This is a genomic window from Pseudomonas fluorescens group sp. (assembly GCF_020093335.1).
Classification (GTDB): Bacteria; Pseudomonadota; Gammaproteobacteria; order Pseudomonadales; family Pseudomonadaceae; genus Aquipseudomonas; species Aquipseudomonas petroselini.
This window is the reverse complement of sequence record NZ_JAIOKW010000035.1, coordinates 1-16,348: the sequence shown is the minus strand read 5'-3', so window position 1 is coordinate 16,348 and position 16,348 is coordinate 1. Positions and strand designations below refer to the sequence as shown.

General features: G+C 63.0%; 13 protein-coding genes. 9 read left to right on the top strand and 4 right to left on the bottom strand.

What is annotated here, in order from left to right:
- From K7431_RS24920 to K7431_RS24910, 3 genes are all read left to right on the top strand, one after another.
- Window positions 1-2,463: an ABC transporter permease gene (locus tag K7431_RS24920; RefSeq protein WP_015884794.1), complete on the top strand. Its 2,463-nt coding sequence runs from the start codon at window positions 1-3 to the stop codon at window positions 2,461-2,463.
- Complete coding sequence (locus K7431_RS24915) at window positions 2,453-3,517, top strand: lipocalin-like domain-containing protein (protein ID WP_043205586.1); 1,065 nt, start codon at window positions 2,453-2,455, stop codon at window positions 3,515-3,517. The genes K7431_RS24920 and K7431_RS24915 overlap by 11 nt, the downstream gene beginning before the upstream one ends.
- A 113-nt stretch (window positions 3,518-3,630) precedes the next feature.
- Window positions 3,631-5,142: a hypothetical protein gene (locus tag K7431_RS24910; protein ID WP_015884792.1), complete on the top strand. Its 1,512-nt coding sequence runs from the start codon at window positions 3,631-3,633 to the stop codon at window positions 5,140-5,142.
- 60 nt (window positions 5,143-5,202) lie between these two features.
- On the opposite strand, the gene K7431_RS24905 is transcribed toward K7431_RS24910, so the two are convergent.
- Together K7431_RS24905 and K7431_RS24900 are read right to left on the bottom strand one after the other, a co-directional pair.
- Entirely contained in the window at window positions 5,203-6,300 is a 1,098-nt protein-coding gene (locus tag K7431_RS24905; protein ID WP_015884791.1) for an SMP-30/gluconolactonase/LRE family protein, read from the bottom strand.
- Window positions 6,297-6,974, bottom strand: coding sequence for a sterol desaturase family protein (locus K7431_RS24900; protein WP_015884790.1), 678 nt, complete (start codon window positions 6,972-6,974; stop codon window positions 6,297-6,299). Before K7431_RS24900 ends, K7431_RS24905 begins: the two co-directional genes overlap by 4 nt.
- Window positions 6,975-7,289: 315 nt before the next feature.
- Between K7431_RS24900 and K7431_RS24895 the strand changes: the two genes are divergently transcribed.
- From K7431_RS24895 to K7431_RS24870, 6 genes are all read left to right on the top strand, one after another.
- Window positions 7,290-8,213, top strand: coding sequence for a substrate-binding domain-containing protein (locus K7431_RS24895; protein ID WP_015884789.1), 924 nt, complete (start codon window positions 7,290-7,292; stop codon window positions 8,211-8,213).
- 63 nt (window positions 8,214-8,276) lie between these two features.
- Entirely contained in the window at window positions 8,277-9,785 is a 1,509-nt protein-coding gene (locus K7431_RS24890) for a sugar ABC transporter ATP-binding protein (RefSeq protein WP_015884788.1), read from the top strand.
- Window positions 9,751-10,743: an ABC transporter permease gene (locus K7431_RS24885; RefSeq protein WP_015884787.1), complete on the top strand. Its 993-nt coding sequence runs from the start codon at window positions 9,751-9,753 to the stop codon at window positions 10,741-10,743. Before K7431_RS24890 ends, K7431_RS24885 begins: the two co-directional genes overlap by 35 nt.
- Window positions 10,744-10,765: 22 nt before the next feature.
- Window positions 10,766-11,845, top strand: a complete 1,080-nt coding sequence (locus K7431_RS24880) for an erythritol/L-threitol dehydrogenase (protein ID WP_015884786.1) — start codon at window positions 10,766-10,768, stop codon at window positions 11,843-11,845.
- 2 nt (window positions 11,846-11,847) lie between these two features.
- The gene (locus tag K7431_RS24875; protein WP_015884785.1) at window positions 11,848-13,380 is read left to right on the top strand and encodes an FGGY-family carbohydrate kinase; all 1,533 of its coding nucleotides are present in this window, start codon (window positions 11,848-11,850) and stop codon (window positions 13,378-13,380) included.
- A 137-nt stretch (window positions 13,381-13,517) separates the two neighbouring features.
- Window positions 13,518-14,243 (top strand): SDR family oxidoreductase, encoded by a 726-nt coding sequence (locus tag K7431_RS24870; RefSeq protein ID WP_015884784.1) that lies wholly within the window; start codon window positions 13,518-13,520, stop codon window positions 14,241-14,243.
- Here K7431_RS24870 and K7431_RS24865 read toward each other — a convergent pair.
- A complete protein-coding gene (locus K7431_RS24865; protein ID WP_015884783.1) occupies window positions 14,240-15,244 on the bottom strand; it encodes a LacI family DNA-binding transcriptional regulator in 1,005 nt (334 codons plus the stop codon). The two genes, K7431_RS24870 and K7431_RS24865, sit on opposite strands and share 4 nt — an antisense overlap.
- Window positions 15,245-15,302: 58 nt before the next feature.
- The gene (locus K7431_RS24860) at window positions 15,303-16,166 is read right to left on the bottom strand and encodes a LysR family transcriptional regulator (protein WP_015884782.1); all 864 of its coding nucleotides are present in this window, start codon (window positions 16,164-16,166) and stop codon (window positions 15,303-15,305) included.
- Between the last annotated feature and the right edge of the window lie 182 nt (window positions 16,167-16,348).

The following is a 16,348-nucleotide window of genomic DNA, read 5'->3' as shown; positions in this document are numbered from 1 at the left end:
ATGGCGGTGTTTTACTGGACATTACGCGCGCTGCTCAGCCACTGGCGACGGCATCCCGTGCAATTTTTCAGCGTGCTCACCGGCCTGTGGCTGGCCACGGCGCTGCTGATTGGCGTGCAGGCACTCAACGGCCAGGCGCGCGACAGCTACGCCCGCGCCAGCCAGTTGATCGGCGGTGAACCCCAGGCCAGTCTCAATGCGCCGGACGACGCGAGTTTCCCCCAAGCCGTGTTTGCCCAATTGCGCCGTGCCGGCTGGCCGGTGTCGCCGGTGGTGCAGGGGCGGGTGCAGCTCCAGGGGCATGAGGCAGTACGCTTGCAATTGATGGGCATCGACCCGGTGTCGTTGCCCGGCAGTGGCGCGGTGGCGGGGCAGCGCTTGAGCCAGGCGCAGATGCTGGCGTTCTTTGCGCCGCCGGGGCGCACCTGGATCGCGCCGCAGACCTTGCAGGCCTTGGGGCTGCACGCAGGGCAGCGGCCGACCACGCTGAATGGGCACACCTTGCCGCCGCTGCAAGCCCAGGCGGATATGGCGCCCGGCCTGTTGCTCACCGATATCGGGTTTGCCCAAGCCGTGCTGGAGATGCCCGAGCGCCTGTCGCGCCTGCTGGTGGACAAAACGTTCGCCGCCGGCCATCCCACGCCGCCCGCCGGGTTGCAGCTTAAGCAGGGCGAGGACAATAACCTCGCGCGCCTCACCGAGAGCTTTCACCTGAACCTCGACGCGCTGGGCTTTCTGTCCTTTGTGGTGGGGCTGTTTATCGTGCACGCGGCCATCGGCCTTGCCCTGGAGCAACGGCGCGGGTTGCTGCGTACGTTGCGGGCCTGCGGGGTCAGCGTGCGGATGTTGATTGTCAGCCTGAGTGTGGAACTGGGCGTGCTCTCGTTGTTGGGGGGCGTGCTCGGTGTCGCCAGCGGTTACCTGTTGGCCAGCCTGTTGCTGCCGGATGTAGCCGCCAGCCTGCGCGGGTTGTATGGCGCCGAGGTGCCGGGGCAGTTGAGCCTGAGCCCGTGGTGGTGGGTGGCGGGGCTGGGCTTGAGCTTGCTCGGTGCCTTGCTCGCCGGTGCCGGCAGCCTGTGGCGGGCTGCGCGCCTGCCACTGCTGGCGCTGGCCAATGCCCAGGCCTGGCATGAGGCTCATGGGCGCTGGTTGCGCCGTCAAGGTTGGGTGGCCGGTGCCGCGTTGCTGGTTGCGGTGCTGGCGCTGTGGTTGGGCAACAGCCTGGCCGCCGGTTTTGTGCTGATGGCCGCGCTGTTGCTCGGTGCCGCCCTCGGTTTACCCGTGGTGCTCAATGGCCTGCTCAAGGCCGTGCTGGGGCGCAGCCGTTCGGTGCTCGGCCAATGGTTTCTCGCGGACTGCCGCCAGCAATTGCCGGCCTTGAGCCTGGCGCTGATGGCGCTGCTATTGGCGTTGGCCGCAAATATCGGCGCGGGCTCCATGACCTCCGGCTTTCGGCACACCTTCAATAACTGGCTGGAACAACGCCTCACGGCCGAGCTGTACCTAAACCCGCAAAACCCGGCCCAGGCGCAGCAACTCAGCACTTGGCTGGCCCGGCAACCGTTGGTGCAAACCGTGCTGCCCACCTGGCAGGTCGCCGTGCAATTGCAGGGCTGGCCGGCGGACCTGTTTGGCGTGATCGACGACCCGACCTATCGTCAGCACTGGCCGCTGCTGGACGCAGCGAGCGAGCCGTGGGACCAGTTGCAACAAGGCGACACCCTGATGCTCAGCGAGCAACTGGCGCGCCGGCTCGACGTGAGGCTGGGCGATAGCGTGAGCATTCCCACGCCACACGGTGAGTGGGCGCCGACAGTGGTCGGGATCTACGCCGACTACGGCAACCCCAAGGGCCATGTGCTGGTCAATGCCCAGCACCTGCTGGCCCACTGGCCGACGCTGTCACCGGCCCGTTTCAACCTGCGGGTAGCGCCGGCGGATGTGGCGCCGTTGGTGCGCGAGGTGCAACGCGCCTTTGCCCTGGAAGACAGCCGTATCGTCGATCAACAACAACTCAAAGGCTGGTCGAGCCAGGTGTTCGAACGCACCTTTGCCGCCACGGCCGCGCTGAATAGCCTGACGCTGGGCGTGGCCGGTGTCGCGCTGTTTATCAGCCTGTTGACCCAAAGCCAGAGCCGCCTTGGGCAACTGGCGCCGCTGTGGGCACTGGGCGTCACGCGTCGGCAATTGATGCTGCTTAACCTGGGCCAGACCTGGCTGCTGGCGGTGCTTACACTGGTGCTGGCGTTGCCGCTTGGGCTGCTGCTGGCCTGGTGCCTGGATGCGGTGATCAATGTGCAGGCGTTTGGTTGGCGCCTGCCGTTGCAGGTGTTTCCGTGGCAGCTCGCGCAATTGCTCGGGTTGGCGATGCTGGCGACCTTGCTGGCTTCGGCTTGGCCCCTGTGGCAGTTGTATCGCAGCCGTCCTGCGGACTTGTTGAGGACGTTTGCCCATGAAGATTAACGGCCTGCTGCTGTGCGTGTGCTTGTTACTGGCCGCTTGCGACAAAGTCCCCGCGCCGCAGGAGAGCTTCGCCGGTCTGGGCAGTGACGCGGCGGACTTTGCCCAAGTGCTGCCTGGCAAGGTGTTCAGTTTCCCTGAGGATCATGGCCCCCATGAGGGTTTTCGTATCGAGTGGTGGTACGTCACCGCCAACCTCAAGGACGCGCAGGGCAATGTATTCGGCGTGCAATGGACGCTGTTCCGCAACGCCCTCAAGGCGGGGCCGACGCAAGCGGGCTGGCACGACTCGACCCTTTGGCTTGGCCATGCGGCCGTCACCTCCGCCACCCACCACTACGCCGCCGAACGTTACGCGCGCGGTGGCGTCGGCCAAGCCGGTGCCGAGGCGGTGCCGTTCAACGCCTGGATCGACGACTGGAATTTCGCCACCCGCGCCGGTGCCACCAGCCCCTTGGCGGACATGCAACTCAAGGCCAGCGGCGCGCAGTTCGCCTACGACTTGCACCTGACGTCCAGCCGCCCAGTGGTGCTGCAGGGCGACAACGGCTACAGCCGCAAATCCGACCAGGGCCAGGCGTCCTATTACTACAGCCAGCCCTTTTTCAACGCCAGCGGCAGCGTCAGCATTGACGGCAAGGTGTATCAAGTCACCGGCCCGGCCTGGCTCGACCGCGAGTGGAGCAGCCAACCCCTGAGCGCCAGCCAGACCGGTTGGGACTGGTTCTCCCTGCACTTGGACCGTGGCGAGCAGTTGATGCTGTTCCGAGTGCGGCAAACCGACGGCGCGTCTTACCTGACCGGCACCTGGATTGATCGCGAGGGCCATACACAAACGTTGCACAACGCGGATATCCAGCTGACACCCCTGGAAACCACCGCCATTGACGGGCGCAAGATGCCTACACGCTGGTCGCTGAAAATTCCCGGCAAACAGCTGGACATCACCCCCCAGGCGGTCAACCCGAACGCCTGGATGAACCTTAGTATTCCGTACTGGGAAGGGCCGGTGCGGTTTGAGGGGGGAGTGGGGTACCTCGAGATGACCGGGTATTAGTTCGGAAAATTTCCTGTAAAAATACTGGACATGCATACAGTGATTGGCTAGATTCCATCCCAGGTGACCGGATGTCACCTGAGCTTCACTTTTTAACTATGGATGGATAAAAAATGAAATCGAAAAAAGCCTTTATGCTGGGCGCGGCCATGGCGGCCTCCTGCTTCGTTTCGGCCTTTGCCCTGGCCGAGCAATACCCTCACCTGGCTGCGCAAGCCGTTAAACCTGACATCAAGCAAAGCCTGAAAGCCGCTGGCAAAGTCCCGGCCACCAAGGCGTCGGCGGCGCTGAAAAAGCAACTGAACGCAGGCGCCCAACTGAAAAAGCCAGTGTTCGCCGCGAAGGCCAAGGCCGACTCGGTGGTGGAAGACCACAGCGCACCTGCCCCGGTAACCCAAGTCAAGAAAGCCGGCGCTCAGCCAGCCACTGCCGTGCAAGCGGCGCTGGTCCAAGGCTGTGAAACCACGCTGGACGTGAATGAGTTGTACACGGTCAATGGTGTGCAAACCGGTGACCTGCTGTGCTACCACTTCAACCTACCGCAGACGGCCCGTATCAATGCGCTGCTGGTCGGTCAGACGGCCGGTACCGACATGTCCTTGACCCTGTTCCAGGACGATGGCCAAGGCAATCCGATCCCGCTGGGCACTTCCAATAACCCCGGTACCGGTGACGAAAGCCTCAGCGGCGTATTGCCGGCGGGTGACTACTACTGGTTCATGGAAGCCAATGCGGCGGTCTCGGGTTCGAGCTTCCAGTTCGGTGTGGCGGTCAATGCCAATATCGATGCCTTCGAACCGAATGACACGCCGGACACGGCCTTCCAACTGCCGGACACCCTGAACTACATCAGCGGCAACGCCGACAGCCTCGATGATGTCGATTACTTCGACTTCACCGCCGTGCGTGGCCAGAGCGTGGGCATTGCCCTGTCGGCCGATGCCGCCAGCGGCAGCACCCGTGGCAAATGGATCCTTGAGCGCTTCGATGGCAGCCAGTGGGTCACCGTAGGTGCCAATATCGTCTCGACGTCGATCCCGAGTCCGGGTGTGGGCGGTGTGGTCAAGGTACGGGTGCGCCCGAACCAGCACCCGAACGAGCCGTGGAGCGCGACGGGCAAATACACCCTGTCCTTTGGTTCCAACCCACGTGTCGACAACCCGGATATGAAAGGCGAGGCCAACGTGTTGCGCATCCCGTATTCCGCGTCTGATGTGGGCTACGGCTACATGACCACCCAGGCTTATCGAAACCTGACCTGGAAAATGAACCTGTCCGACAGCACCGGCGCGCCACTCGTGGGGCTGCACCCGATTGTTTATCTCGACCAGCACATCAACCCGGACACCGGCAATATCGTCTACAAGGCGTATTCGGCGGCGACCGACAGCTCCGGCCAAGCCGGTGGCACGATCAACGTGGGCACGTGCTTCGGTGACTTCCAGACCACCTTTGTCGATTACTCCCAGGGCTACAACAACACCTGGCGTACCGACTTCAACTACGGCGTGTGGCGCATGGAGGTGCTGGAGTATCCAGGCATTGGCGTCGGCGGTGAAAACACCGAGTTCGTCAGCTTTGGTCACCTGTGCAACCAAACCCTGCTCAGCAGCACCAAGAGCTAAACGCGTGTAGCCGCAAGCAATGAGGGCATACAGGCCGAGCGCCTGTGTGCCCTTTTTGCGTCAGGGCGCCAACGCCAGCGCCAACGGCACGCGCGCCATGCTCGTGCTTTTCAACGAACCCAGGTACAACCAGTTGCCATACTCCCGGGCCGTGGTGATGGGCGAGTAATTCCCCGCGCTGCCGTCCTGCAAATTGGCGATGACCTTGCCCTCGGTATCCAGCCCCAGCACGAAGGCTTTGCGCTCGATCGGCTTGGGCACCACCATCAGCGCGCGCACCATCACCTTGCGCAGCAGCGGGTAGCCGGCAAAGCTGTCCAGCAGTGGATTGCGCGGTGAGTAAAGCGCCACCCAGAAGCGGTCCTGGCCGTTGAAGCTGAGGTTGTCCGGCAGGCCGGGCAGGTTGTCGATGAACAAGTCATGAGTGCCCGCGCGCTCACCTTTGAGCCAGTAACGGCTGATGCGATAGGCGCCGGTTTCATTCACCAGCACGTAGTTTTCATCGGGGCCCAGGGCTACGCCGTTGGCGAATTGCAGCTGGTCCAGCAGTACCTCGGTGGTGCCGTTGCTGAAGTCATAGCGCAGCAGTCGGCCATCACCACCATGCTCGATCACCGCTTCACCGTCTTGCCCATAACCCCAGCGGCTCGATGCATCGCTGAAGTAGGCGTAACGCCCGCTGGCGTCCACGGTGACGTCATTGGCGAACCCCAAGGGAAGGTCATGGGCGCCGGTGCTCAAGGTGGTCAGTTGGCGATTCTTAGCCAGTGCGAGCAGGCCCTTGATCCCATCGGCAATGATCAAGCGCCCGTCCGGGTGCAGCGCCATGCCCAGGGGGCGTCCGCCGGTGTTGGCCAGCACTTCCAGGCTACGGCTGTCGGGCGAGGTGCGGATGATGCGACCGTCATGCAAGCCGCTGATCAGATAGCCCTGGGCGTCCAACAGCAAGGCCTCTGGCCCGGCGATGTCTTGGGCGCCGATTTTCTGCACGCCCTTGAGGCGCTGGTTTTCGGCGTAAGGGCCGTCTTTCATCGACGGCGCTTTTGGCGGTACCCAATTCACCGGTTGTACTTTGGTCGGCATCAGCAGCAAAAAGGCGATCACCACCAGAAACAACACAAACAGCCAATGACGCAGTTTTTTTGCACGGGTACTCATGACGGTTCCTGCTTGTCGTGGGCGCTCGGCTCCCAGTGCAGGGTGCCGAACAGGTAATCCATCAGGGGGAGGACGATATTGAAGTTACGCCCCTGCATCAGCTCACGACGGTGATGCAGGGCGTGCAAGCGGTGCATCTGGCGCAGCCACGGCAGGCGCGCCACCGGGTGGCCGACAGGCAGGTGCTCGCAGGCGTGAAACACTTCGTAAAGCAAATACCCGAGGATCATGCACCCGGCGAACAGCCCGGCGACGTTGGGGCTCCATTGCTTGAGCAACCACCAGGCGGGCAGGGTGATAGCCAGGCTGTGCAGCACGATCAGCCAGGCTGGAAACAGGATCACCCGCCAATCCCGAGGGCTGTCGTAGGTCATATGGCCGGGGGTGAAGAAGCTGTGATGGTCGCCGGTGTGGCGCGCATAAAACAGCCGGGCCAACCCATGTTTATGGTGGCCGAGGTGGCGGTGGACCAGGTAGATGCAAAGGTTGAAGAACACCAGGGTCGCGGGCACGCTCAGCCATTGCAGTGCGGTGATTTGATGCGTCGATGACCAGGCCAGGGTGATGCAGACGATGCCGTAGCCGAACACAAAACTGGCGTGAAGCCAGGGGTTGTAGTGTGGCGCGACGCTGGCGCGGTAGCGGGCGCGAAAGGTCTCGGTGGGGTGGGACATGACAGCGTGCTCGGATTTTTTGTTGGAGGCTGAGCTTAGTTGGTGGTGGGGAATGTGCGAGTTTTAACGCGCCAATGTGGGCGTGCTGTGGCGAGGGCGCTTGCTCCCGCTGGGGTGCGGAGCGCCGCCAAAAAGCCGACTCCAGCTGCGCTGTCGAACGGGAGCAAGCGCCCTCGCCACAGCAAGCGCCCTCCCACATTTCGACGGCAGTCGACCAGCGGCCCCTTGCGCCTGCCGAATTTCCTTGCTAGCTTCTCGCAAAATGTTAACGATAACATTTGCTCTAAAAATAAAAACAAAACAGAGAACCACGCCATGAAAATGCTCCCGAAAACCCTGTGTTTATTGGCTGTAAGCATCACCCTCGGTACCGCTGCCCCTGTTTTTGCCGACGCTGCAAAACCCATCCGCATCGGCGCGTCCTTCCAAGAAATCAACAACCCTTATTTCGTCACCATGAAAAACGCCCTGGAAGAAGCCGGGGCGACCATCGGCGCGAAATTGATCATCACCGACGCCCGTCACGACGTGTCCAAGCAGGTCAGTGACGTCGAAGACATGCTGCAAAAGGGCATCGATATCCTGCTGATCAACCCCACCGACTCGGTGGGCGTGCAATCGGCGGTCAAATCCGCCCACGCCGCCGGTGTCGTGGTCGTCGCGGTGGACGCCCAGGCGGACGGTCCGCTGGATTCCTTCGTCGGCTCGAAGAACTTCGACGCCGGTTTCCAGGCCTGCGAGTACCTGGCCAAGCACATCGGCGACAAAGGCAATATCGCCATCCTCGACGGCATTGCCGTGGTGCCGATCCTGGAACGCGTACGCGGCTGCAAAGAGGCCGTGGCGAAGCACCCGGATATCAAGATTGTCAGCATCCAGAATGGCAAGCAGGAACGTGACCAGGCGCTGACTGTCACCGAGAACATGTTGCAGGCCCAGCCCACCCTCAAGGGCATTTTCAGCGTGAATGACAACGGCTCGCTCGGTGCGCTCTCGGCCATTGAAGCCAGCGGCCTGGACGTGAAGCTGGTCAGCGTCGATGGCGCGCCGGAAGCGATCAAGGCGATCCAGAAGCCCGGCAGCAAATTCATCGCCACCTCGGCCCAATACCCGCGTGACCAGATTCGCCTTGCGCTGGGTATCGCCCTGGCCAAGAAGTGGGGCTCGCAAGTGCCCGCCACGATCCCGGTGGACATCACCCTGATCGACCAGGCCAAGGCCAAGGATTTCAGCTGGTAAATCACCCAGGCCCCACGTAACCCGTGGGGCTTGAGGTCTCCTTCTGAATACGAGGTCGGCGGTATGAGCAGTCTTCTGAAGCTGGAAAACATCTGTAAGCGTTACCCGGGCGTACAGGCCCTCAAGTCCATCAACCTGCAGGTCGAGCGCGGCGAGATCCATGCCTTGCTCGGGGAGAATGGCGCGGGCAAATCGACGCTGATGAAGATCCTCGGCGGCGTCGAGCATCAAGACGAAGGCCAGATCCTGATCGATGGCCACGCGCAGCATTTCGCGACCTACCGTGATGCGATTGCTGCCGGTATCGGCATCGTGTTCCAGGAATTCAGCCTGATTCCCTACCTCACGGCGGTGGAAAACATCTTCCTCGGCCACGAGCTGAGCAACCGCTTCGGCCTGCTGCGCAAGCGCGACATGGTCGAGGCCAGCGAGGCGTTGTTCAAGCGCCTGGGCGTGACCCTCGACCTGCAATGCGCGGTCAAGCACCTGAGCGTGGCCGAGCAGCAGTTCGTCGAAATCGCCAAGGCCCTGGCCCTGGATGCGCGTCTGCTGGTGCTGGATGAACCCACCGCCACCCTCACGCCCAGCGAGGCCGAGCTGCTGTTCGAGATCATGCGCGAACTCAAGCGCCAGGGCGTCGCGGTGATTTTCATCTCTCATCACCTGGAGGAGATTTTCCAGGTGTGCGACCGCATCAGCGTGTTGCGCGACGGCGGCAATGTGGGCGTCACCGATGTGGCTGACAGCGACATCGACCGGCTGGTCGAGATGATGGTCGGGCGCCGCCTGGAATGCAGTTTCCCGCCCAAGCCGAGCAGCGCACGCGGCCCGCTGTTGTTGGAGGTCAAGGACATCCAATTGGTGCGCAACGGCCCCCACAACAGCTTCCAGCTGTACAAGGGCGAGATCCTCGGCTTTGCCGGCTTGGTCGGGTCCGGTCGCACCGAACTGGCGTTGGGCATGATGGGCGCGCTGCCGTCGGTGAGCAAAGACGTGTGGTTGCGCGGTGAAAAAATCACCCTCGACGACCCGGCCCAGGCGCTGGCCCACGGCATCGGCCTACTGCCGGAAAGCCGCAAGAGCGAAGGGCTGATCACCGATTTCAGCATTCGCGAAAACATCTCCCTGAATAACCTGCCCAAGTACCAGAACGCCTCGGGCCTGATCGACAAAAGTCGTGAATGCGCCAGCGTTGAAAGCCTGATGAAGCAACTGTCGATCAAAGCCCCGAGCAGCGAAAGCCGGGTGTTCAACCTCAGCGGCGGCAACCAGCAAAAGGTCGTGATCGCCCGCTGGATCAACCACCACTGCGACGTGCTGGTGTTCGACGAACCCACCCGTGGCATCGACGTGGGCGCCAAGGCGCAGATCTACGCGCTGATGCGCAGCCTCACCGAACAGGGCTACGCAATCATCATGATTTCCTCCGAACTGCCCGAAGTCATCGGCATGTGCGACCGGGTCGCCGTGTTCCACAAGGGCGCCATCGTCAAGCTGCTGGAAGCGTCCGCCGTCAATCCTCAAGAGGTCATGCGCCATGCAACAGGGGGCTCAAGTGAATACGTCCATTAATACCGTCGACAGCAGCCGGCTGCGCCTCAACCTGGCGCGGCTGGTGCGCTCGCCGGCGTTTTACCCCTTTGTCGGGTTGGTGGTGGTCACCGTGGTGATGATCCTCGCCAGCGACACCTTCCTCACCGCCAGCAACCTGTCGAACATCGCCCGTCAAGTGTCGATCAACGCGATTATCGCGGTGGGCATGACCTGCGTGATCCTCACGGGCGGCATCGACTTGTCGGTGGGGCCGGTGATGGCGTTGTCCGGCACGCTCACGGCCGGCTTGATGGTCGCGGGCCTGCCGCCCGGCCTGGCGATTGGCGCCGGCATGCTGATCGGCGTGGCCTTCGGCATCGGCAATGGCCTCTTCGTCGCTTACCTGCACATGCCGCCGATCATCGTCACCCTGGCGACCATGGGCATCGCCCGTGGCCTGGGCCTGATGTACACCGACGGCTACCCGATTTCCGGGTTACCGGACTGGTTTGCGTTTTTCGGCCGCGAAAGCCTGTTCGGCATCCAGGTGCCGATCCTGATCATGCTGCTCACCTACCTGGCCGCCTATGTGCTGCTGCAACACACGCGCATCGGCCGCTACATCTACGCCATCGGCGGCAATGAAGAAGCGGTGCGCTTGTCCGGCGTGCGCGCCGCGCGCTTCAAGCTGCTGGTGTACGGCATCAGTGGCCTGACGGCGGCGATTGCCGGGCTGGTACTGACCTCACGCCTGATGAGCGGCCAGCCGAATGCCGGCGTGTCGTTCGAGCTGGATGCGATTGCCGCCGTGGTACTCGGCGGCGCGTCGATTGCCGGCGGGCGCGGCGTGATCGTCGGCACCTTGCTCGGCGCCATGCTGCTCGGCGTATTGAACAACGGACTGAACATGCTCGGCGTTTCGCCCTACGTCCAGAGCGTGATCAAGGGCGGGATCATTTTGCTGGCGATTTTCATCAGCCGTCAGCGCCATAAATAAACTCAAGACAGGACCGAACACCATGGACAAGCACACCGAAATGCAAGCCGTCGTCTGCCACGGCCCTAAAGACTACCGCCTGGAACGCATCGGCAAACCCCAGGCGCGCGCCAATGAGCTGGTGATCCGCATTGCCGCCTGCGGCATCTGCGCCAGTGACTGCAAGTGCCACTCCGGCGCGGCGATGTTCTGGGGCGGCGACAACCCGTGGGTCAAGGCACCGGTGGTGCCGGGGCATGAGTTTTTCGGCTATGTGGTGGAAGCGGGCGAGGGCGCCGAAGAGCACTTTGAAGTCGCGGTGGGCGACAAGGTGATCGCCGAGCAGATCGTGCCCTGCGGCAAGTGCCGCTTCTGCAAATCCGGCAAATACTGGATGTGCGAGGTGCACAACATTTTCGGCTTCCAGCGTGAAGTGGCCGAAGGCGGCATGGCCCAGTACATGCGCATCCCCAAGACCGCCATCGTGCACAAGATTCCCGAGTCGGTGTCGCTGGAAGACTCGGCGCTGGTGGAGCCGATGGCGTGTTCGATCCACACCGTCAACCGTGGCGATGTCCAGCTCGACGACGTGGTGGTGATTGCCGGTGCCGGGACCCTCGGCCTGTGCATGGTCCAGGTCGCCGCGTTGAAAACCCCGAAGAAACTGGTGGTGATCGACATGGTCGACGAGCGCCTGGAACTGGCGAAGCACTTCGGCGCCGACGTGGTGATCAACCCGTCACGCGACAACGCCCGCGAGATCATCAACAGCCTCACCGATAACTATGGCTGCGACGTCTACATCGAAACCACCGGCGTACCGGCCGGCGTGACCCAAGGCCTGGACCTGATCCGCAAGCTCGGGCGTTTTGTCGAGTTCAGCGTGTTCGGTGCCGAGACCAGCGTCGACTGGTCGATCATCGGCGACCGCAAGGAGTTGGACGTGCGCGGCGCCCACCTCGGCCCGTATTGCTACCCGATCGCCATCGACCTGTTCGAACGCGGCCTGGTCACCTCCAAGGGCATCGTCACCCACGATTTCCCGCTGGATGACTACGCCGAAGCGTTTGAGCTGGCCAACTCGACCCAGTCAATCAAGGTGCTGCTGAAGCCGGTGGTCTGAAGATGAACTACGTGATGGGTGTCGACATAGGGACCCAGAGCACCAAGGCGCTGCTGGTGGATGCTCAAGGTACGATTATCGCGCAGCACAGTCAGGGGTATCGCGTGGATACCCCAAAAGTGCGCTGGGCCGAACAATGGCCGCATGTCTGGCTCGATGCGGTCGAGACGTGCGTGGCGCAGTGCATGGCCAAGGCCGGCGTGGCCAAGGAACACGTGAAAGCCCTGTGCATCAGCAGCCTGTACGGCGGCTCGGGGATTGCGGTGGATGCAGCGCTCACACCGCTGCACCCGTGCCTGATCTGGATGGACCGCCGCGCCGGTGAGCAGGTCGCCTGGGTGCGTGAGCACGTGGACCTGGAGCGGCTGTTCGCGGTGACCGGTAACTCGGTGGACAGCTACTACGGCTTCACCAAGATGCTCTGGCTCAAGCAGCACCAGCCGCAAGTGTGGGCCAAGACCCGTTACCTGCTGCCGCCCAACAGCTATATCAACGCGTGCCTCACCGGTGAGCTGGCGGTGGACCATAGCAGCGCCGGCAATATCGGCGGGGTGTATGACGTGGCGGCGCGCGGCTGGTCGGGCGAGATGCTCGACGCGCTGGGTATACCGCAAGCGATGATGCCGGAGCGCCTGGTGTATTCCGGTGAGGTGGTGGGCGGCCTGCTGGAGGAGTGGGCGGCGCGCCTGGGCCTGCAGACCGGCACGCCGATCCTGGCCGGGGGTGTCGACGCAGCCATGGCCACGTTGGCCGCAGGCGTTACGCAACCGGGCAACCATGTGGCGATGATCGGCACCAGCATGTGCTGGGGTTACCTGAACCAGCAGGTGGACGCGCACCATGGGTTGGTGAGCATGCCCCACGTCTACAACGGCCACCGCGACCTGTACATCTTCGGCGGTGCGATCACGGCGGGTGCGTCGGTGAGCTGGTTTCGCGAGCAGTTCTGCCAGGCCGAGGAACAGCAAGCCAAGGCCACCGGCCAGGACAGCCTGGTGCTGCTGGAACAGCGTGCGATGAACATCCCGGCGGGCAGCGAAGGCCTGTTGTTCCAGCCGTACCTGATGGGCGAACGCAGCCCGGTGTGGGATGACCGTGCCAGTGGCAGCTTTGTCGGCTTGAACCTCTACCACAGCCGCATTCACCTGTACCGCGCGGTGCTGGAGGGGGTGAGTTTCGCCCTGCGTCACAACATCGAAGCGGGCACGCGCGGCGCGCATTCGCTGGATTCACACTTGATTGTGGTGGGCGGAGCGAGCCATTCGGACCTGTGGATGCAGATCATCGCGGACGTTACGCGCTACCCGGTCTACACCATCGTGCAAGAGGTGGAAGCGGCATTGGGCGCGGCGTTGCTGGCGGCGCACACGGTGGGGTTGGTGAGTGATGAGGAGATGGACAAGGGGTGGGTGCAGCTGGCGTTGCGGGCGGAGCCAAAGGTTGAAAACGTCGGGGTTTATGACCGGGCGTTTGCCGAGTATTTGAAACTGTACCCCGCTTTGAAACCGATCATGCACAGCCTACAAACCAACTGATTCAACACAGTCCAAATGTGGGAGCTGGCTTGCCTGCGATAGCGGTGTATCAGTCGCAAATGTACTGGCTGAACCACCGCCATCGCAGGCAAGCCAGCTCCCACATTGGATCTTCATTGTTTTTGAGATCTCTATTCATGAACGCAGCCTTCAACTTCACCCACCACCGCATCCTCGTCACCGGCGCCAGCAGCGGCATCGGCCGGGAAATCGCCCTGCAACTGATCGCCAGCGGTGCTGAAGTTTTCGCCCTCGGTCGCGACGCGCAGGCCCTGGCTCAACTCGGCTGCCACGCCTTGTGCCTGGATATCGCCGACAGCACCGCCCTCGACAATGCGCTGCAAGCCCTTCCGCCGCTGCACGGCCTGGTCAACTGCGCCGGTATCTCGCGCCTGGAGCCCGCCGCCGCGATCAGCGCCGAGGCCTTCGACCAGGTGATGCAGGTCAACGCTCGCGCCGCCGCCCAGGTCGGCAGCCGTGTGGCGGCGAAAATGATCGAGGCGAACATTGCCGGCAGCATTGTCAATGTCTCCAGCCAGGCCTCACTGGTAGCCCTGGACGATCACCTCGGCTACTGCGCTTCCAAGGCGGCGCTGGATGCGATCACCCGCGTGCAATGCGCCGAGTGGGGCCGCTTCGGCATTCGCGTTAATAGCGTCAACCCCACCGTCACGCTCACGCCGATGGCGGCCATGGCGTGGTCCGACCCGTCCAAGCGCGACCCGGCGCTGGCGGCCATTCCCCTTGGGCGTTTTGCTGAAACCGTAGAAGTGGCCTTGCCGGTGCTGTTCCTGCTGAGCAGCGCCGCAAGCATGATCAGCGGCGTCAGCCTGCCCATCGACGGCGGCTACACCAGCCGCTAGCCGTTTTCCAACTGCCCGGCGATCACCACCTTGTCCCGTGGTTTGTACGGGTCCTCCAGGCGGTCGAGCAGCAGGCGGACCGCGCTGCTGCCGGCCAGGGACGCATCGTGGGCTACACACGCGATGGGCACGCCGAAGATATCGGCGAAGGGCAGGCGGTCGATGCCGCAGATGGTCAGGCTGTCGTGGGGAATGTTGTGCATGCGCAGCGCGCGCAGGGCGCCGAGGGTGATCAACTGGTTGAAGCCCATGATCGCGTCCGGCGCCGAGTGTTCGGCCAGGTAGTCGAGGGTGTGCAGGTAGGAGGGCATCAGCGTGTAGTCGCCGGCCTGGACTTCGACGTGCACCTGCGGGTGTTCGGCCAGCACTTCGCGCAGGCCCTTGAGGCGCTCAACGGTGATGCGTGAATGCTCGGGGCCGGTCAGCACCAGCAGGCGCTTGAGGTCGGGCGTCTGGCGCAACAGATAATGCGCGGCCTGGATGCCGCTGTGGTAGTTGTCGAGCACCACGCGGCTGAACGGGCTGTCATGGATCGTGCGGTCGAGCAGCACCACCGGCGTCTTGCCGTTGCCCAGGCGCTCGAGGTAGTCGGGCTGGTAGCTCGGCTCATCCGAGACCGGCGACAGGATGATCCCGGCCACGCGGTAGCCCAGCAGCGTATCCACGGCTTTGCTTTCCAGCTCTTCGAGCTCATCGGTGTCCACCAGCATGATGGTGTAGCCGTGCTGTTTGGCCTCGCGGGAAATCGCCTTGATCATTTCGCTGTAGAACGGGTTGTCCACCGAGGCGGTGATCACGCCGATGATCAGGCTTTCACTGCGCTTGAGGCCACGGGCGAAGGCGTTGGGCACGTAGTCCAGCTCCCGCGCCACTTCGAGGATGCGCGCCAGGGTGGCCGGCTTGACCAGGTCGGGTTTGCTTAGCGCGCGGGACACCGTGATGGTGGTCATGCCGACTTGTTTGGCGATGTCGCTGATGGTGACGGACTTTTTCTTGTTCATCGGTAAGGCTGCGAAAGGAAACACCCGCAGGCTAGCATGCGCGCAGGCGGAGGGTGATTCAAATCAGCGGGTCCCAGCGCTGCGACCAGTCACTTTCAGCCTTGACCACTTCGCGCAGCAACCCCAGTGCCTGTTGCAACACCGCCGAATCCCGCGCCCGTGAATACACCAGGAACGTGGGGAAGCTGAACTCCGGCGCCTTGGGCACACGTTGCATCACGCCGCTGTCCAGGTAGCTTTGCACCACGCGCGTGCGGAAATACCCGGCGCCGCCGTTTTCGAGGATGTACTGCAACGCCAGCGGGCCGAGGTTGAAACTCAGCGCGGCACGCGCCTTGTCGGGCAGGGCGGCGTCATGCTGCTGGCGAAAGCCTGGGCCCCAGTCGATATACACGTAGGGGGCCGGGTTGCTCACCAGTTGCACCAGGATCAGTTTTTCTTCCAGCACTTGCTCCACCTGCAAGCCTGGCCAGTATTGCGGCTGGAACACCAGCGCGGCGTCGAGTACGCCGAGTTCCAGTTGGCGCAGCAGGTATTCGCCTTCGCGGATTTCGGTGCGCAGGGCGTGGCCGGGGATGTGCTGGCGCAGGGCCTGGGCCCAGCCGAGCATCAATGGGTTGCACAGGCTGACCTCACCGCCGATGTGCAGCACATTGCGATAGCCATCCGGCAGCGGCAGGTCGCGGCGCGCAGCTTCCCAGGTTTGCAGCAATTGGTTGGCGTATACCACGAAGGCTTCGCCGTCGGCGGTCAGGCGTGCGCCGGCGCGGTTGCGGATGAACAGCGTGCTGCCGAGCTGGCTTTCCAGGTTTTTCACCCGCGCGGTGATGGCGGTCTGGGTAACGTGCAGTTTCTCGGCTGCGGCGGCCAGGCTGCCGCAGCGGGAGATTTCGAGGAAGGTGCGTGCCAGTTCGATGTCCATGAAGCCCCCGGGGATGAATGGGGGACAGTGTAATGGAATGCGGTTGAAACTGTGGGAGGGAGCTTGCTCCCGTTGGCGGCCTGACAGCTGGCCTGGATGTTGGATCAGACTGGGTACATATCCGTTATTTGGGTAACGGCTGGTATGGGTTCCGCCCTTACGGCGGGTCACTTTGGAAAAGA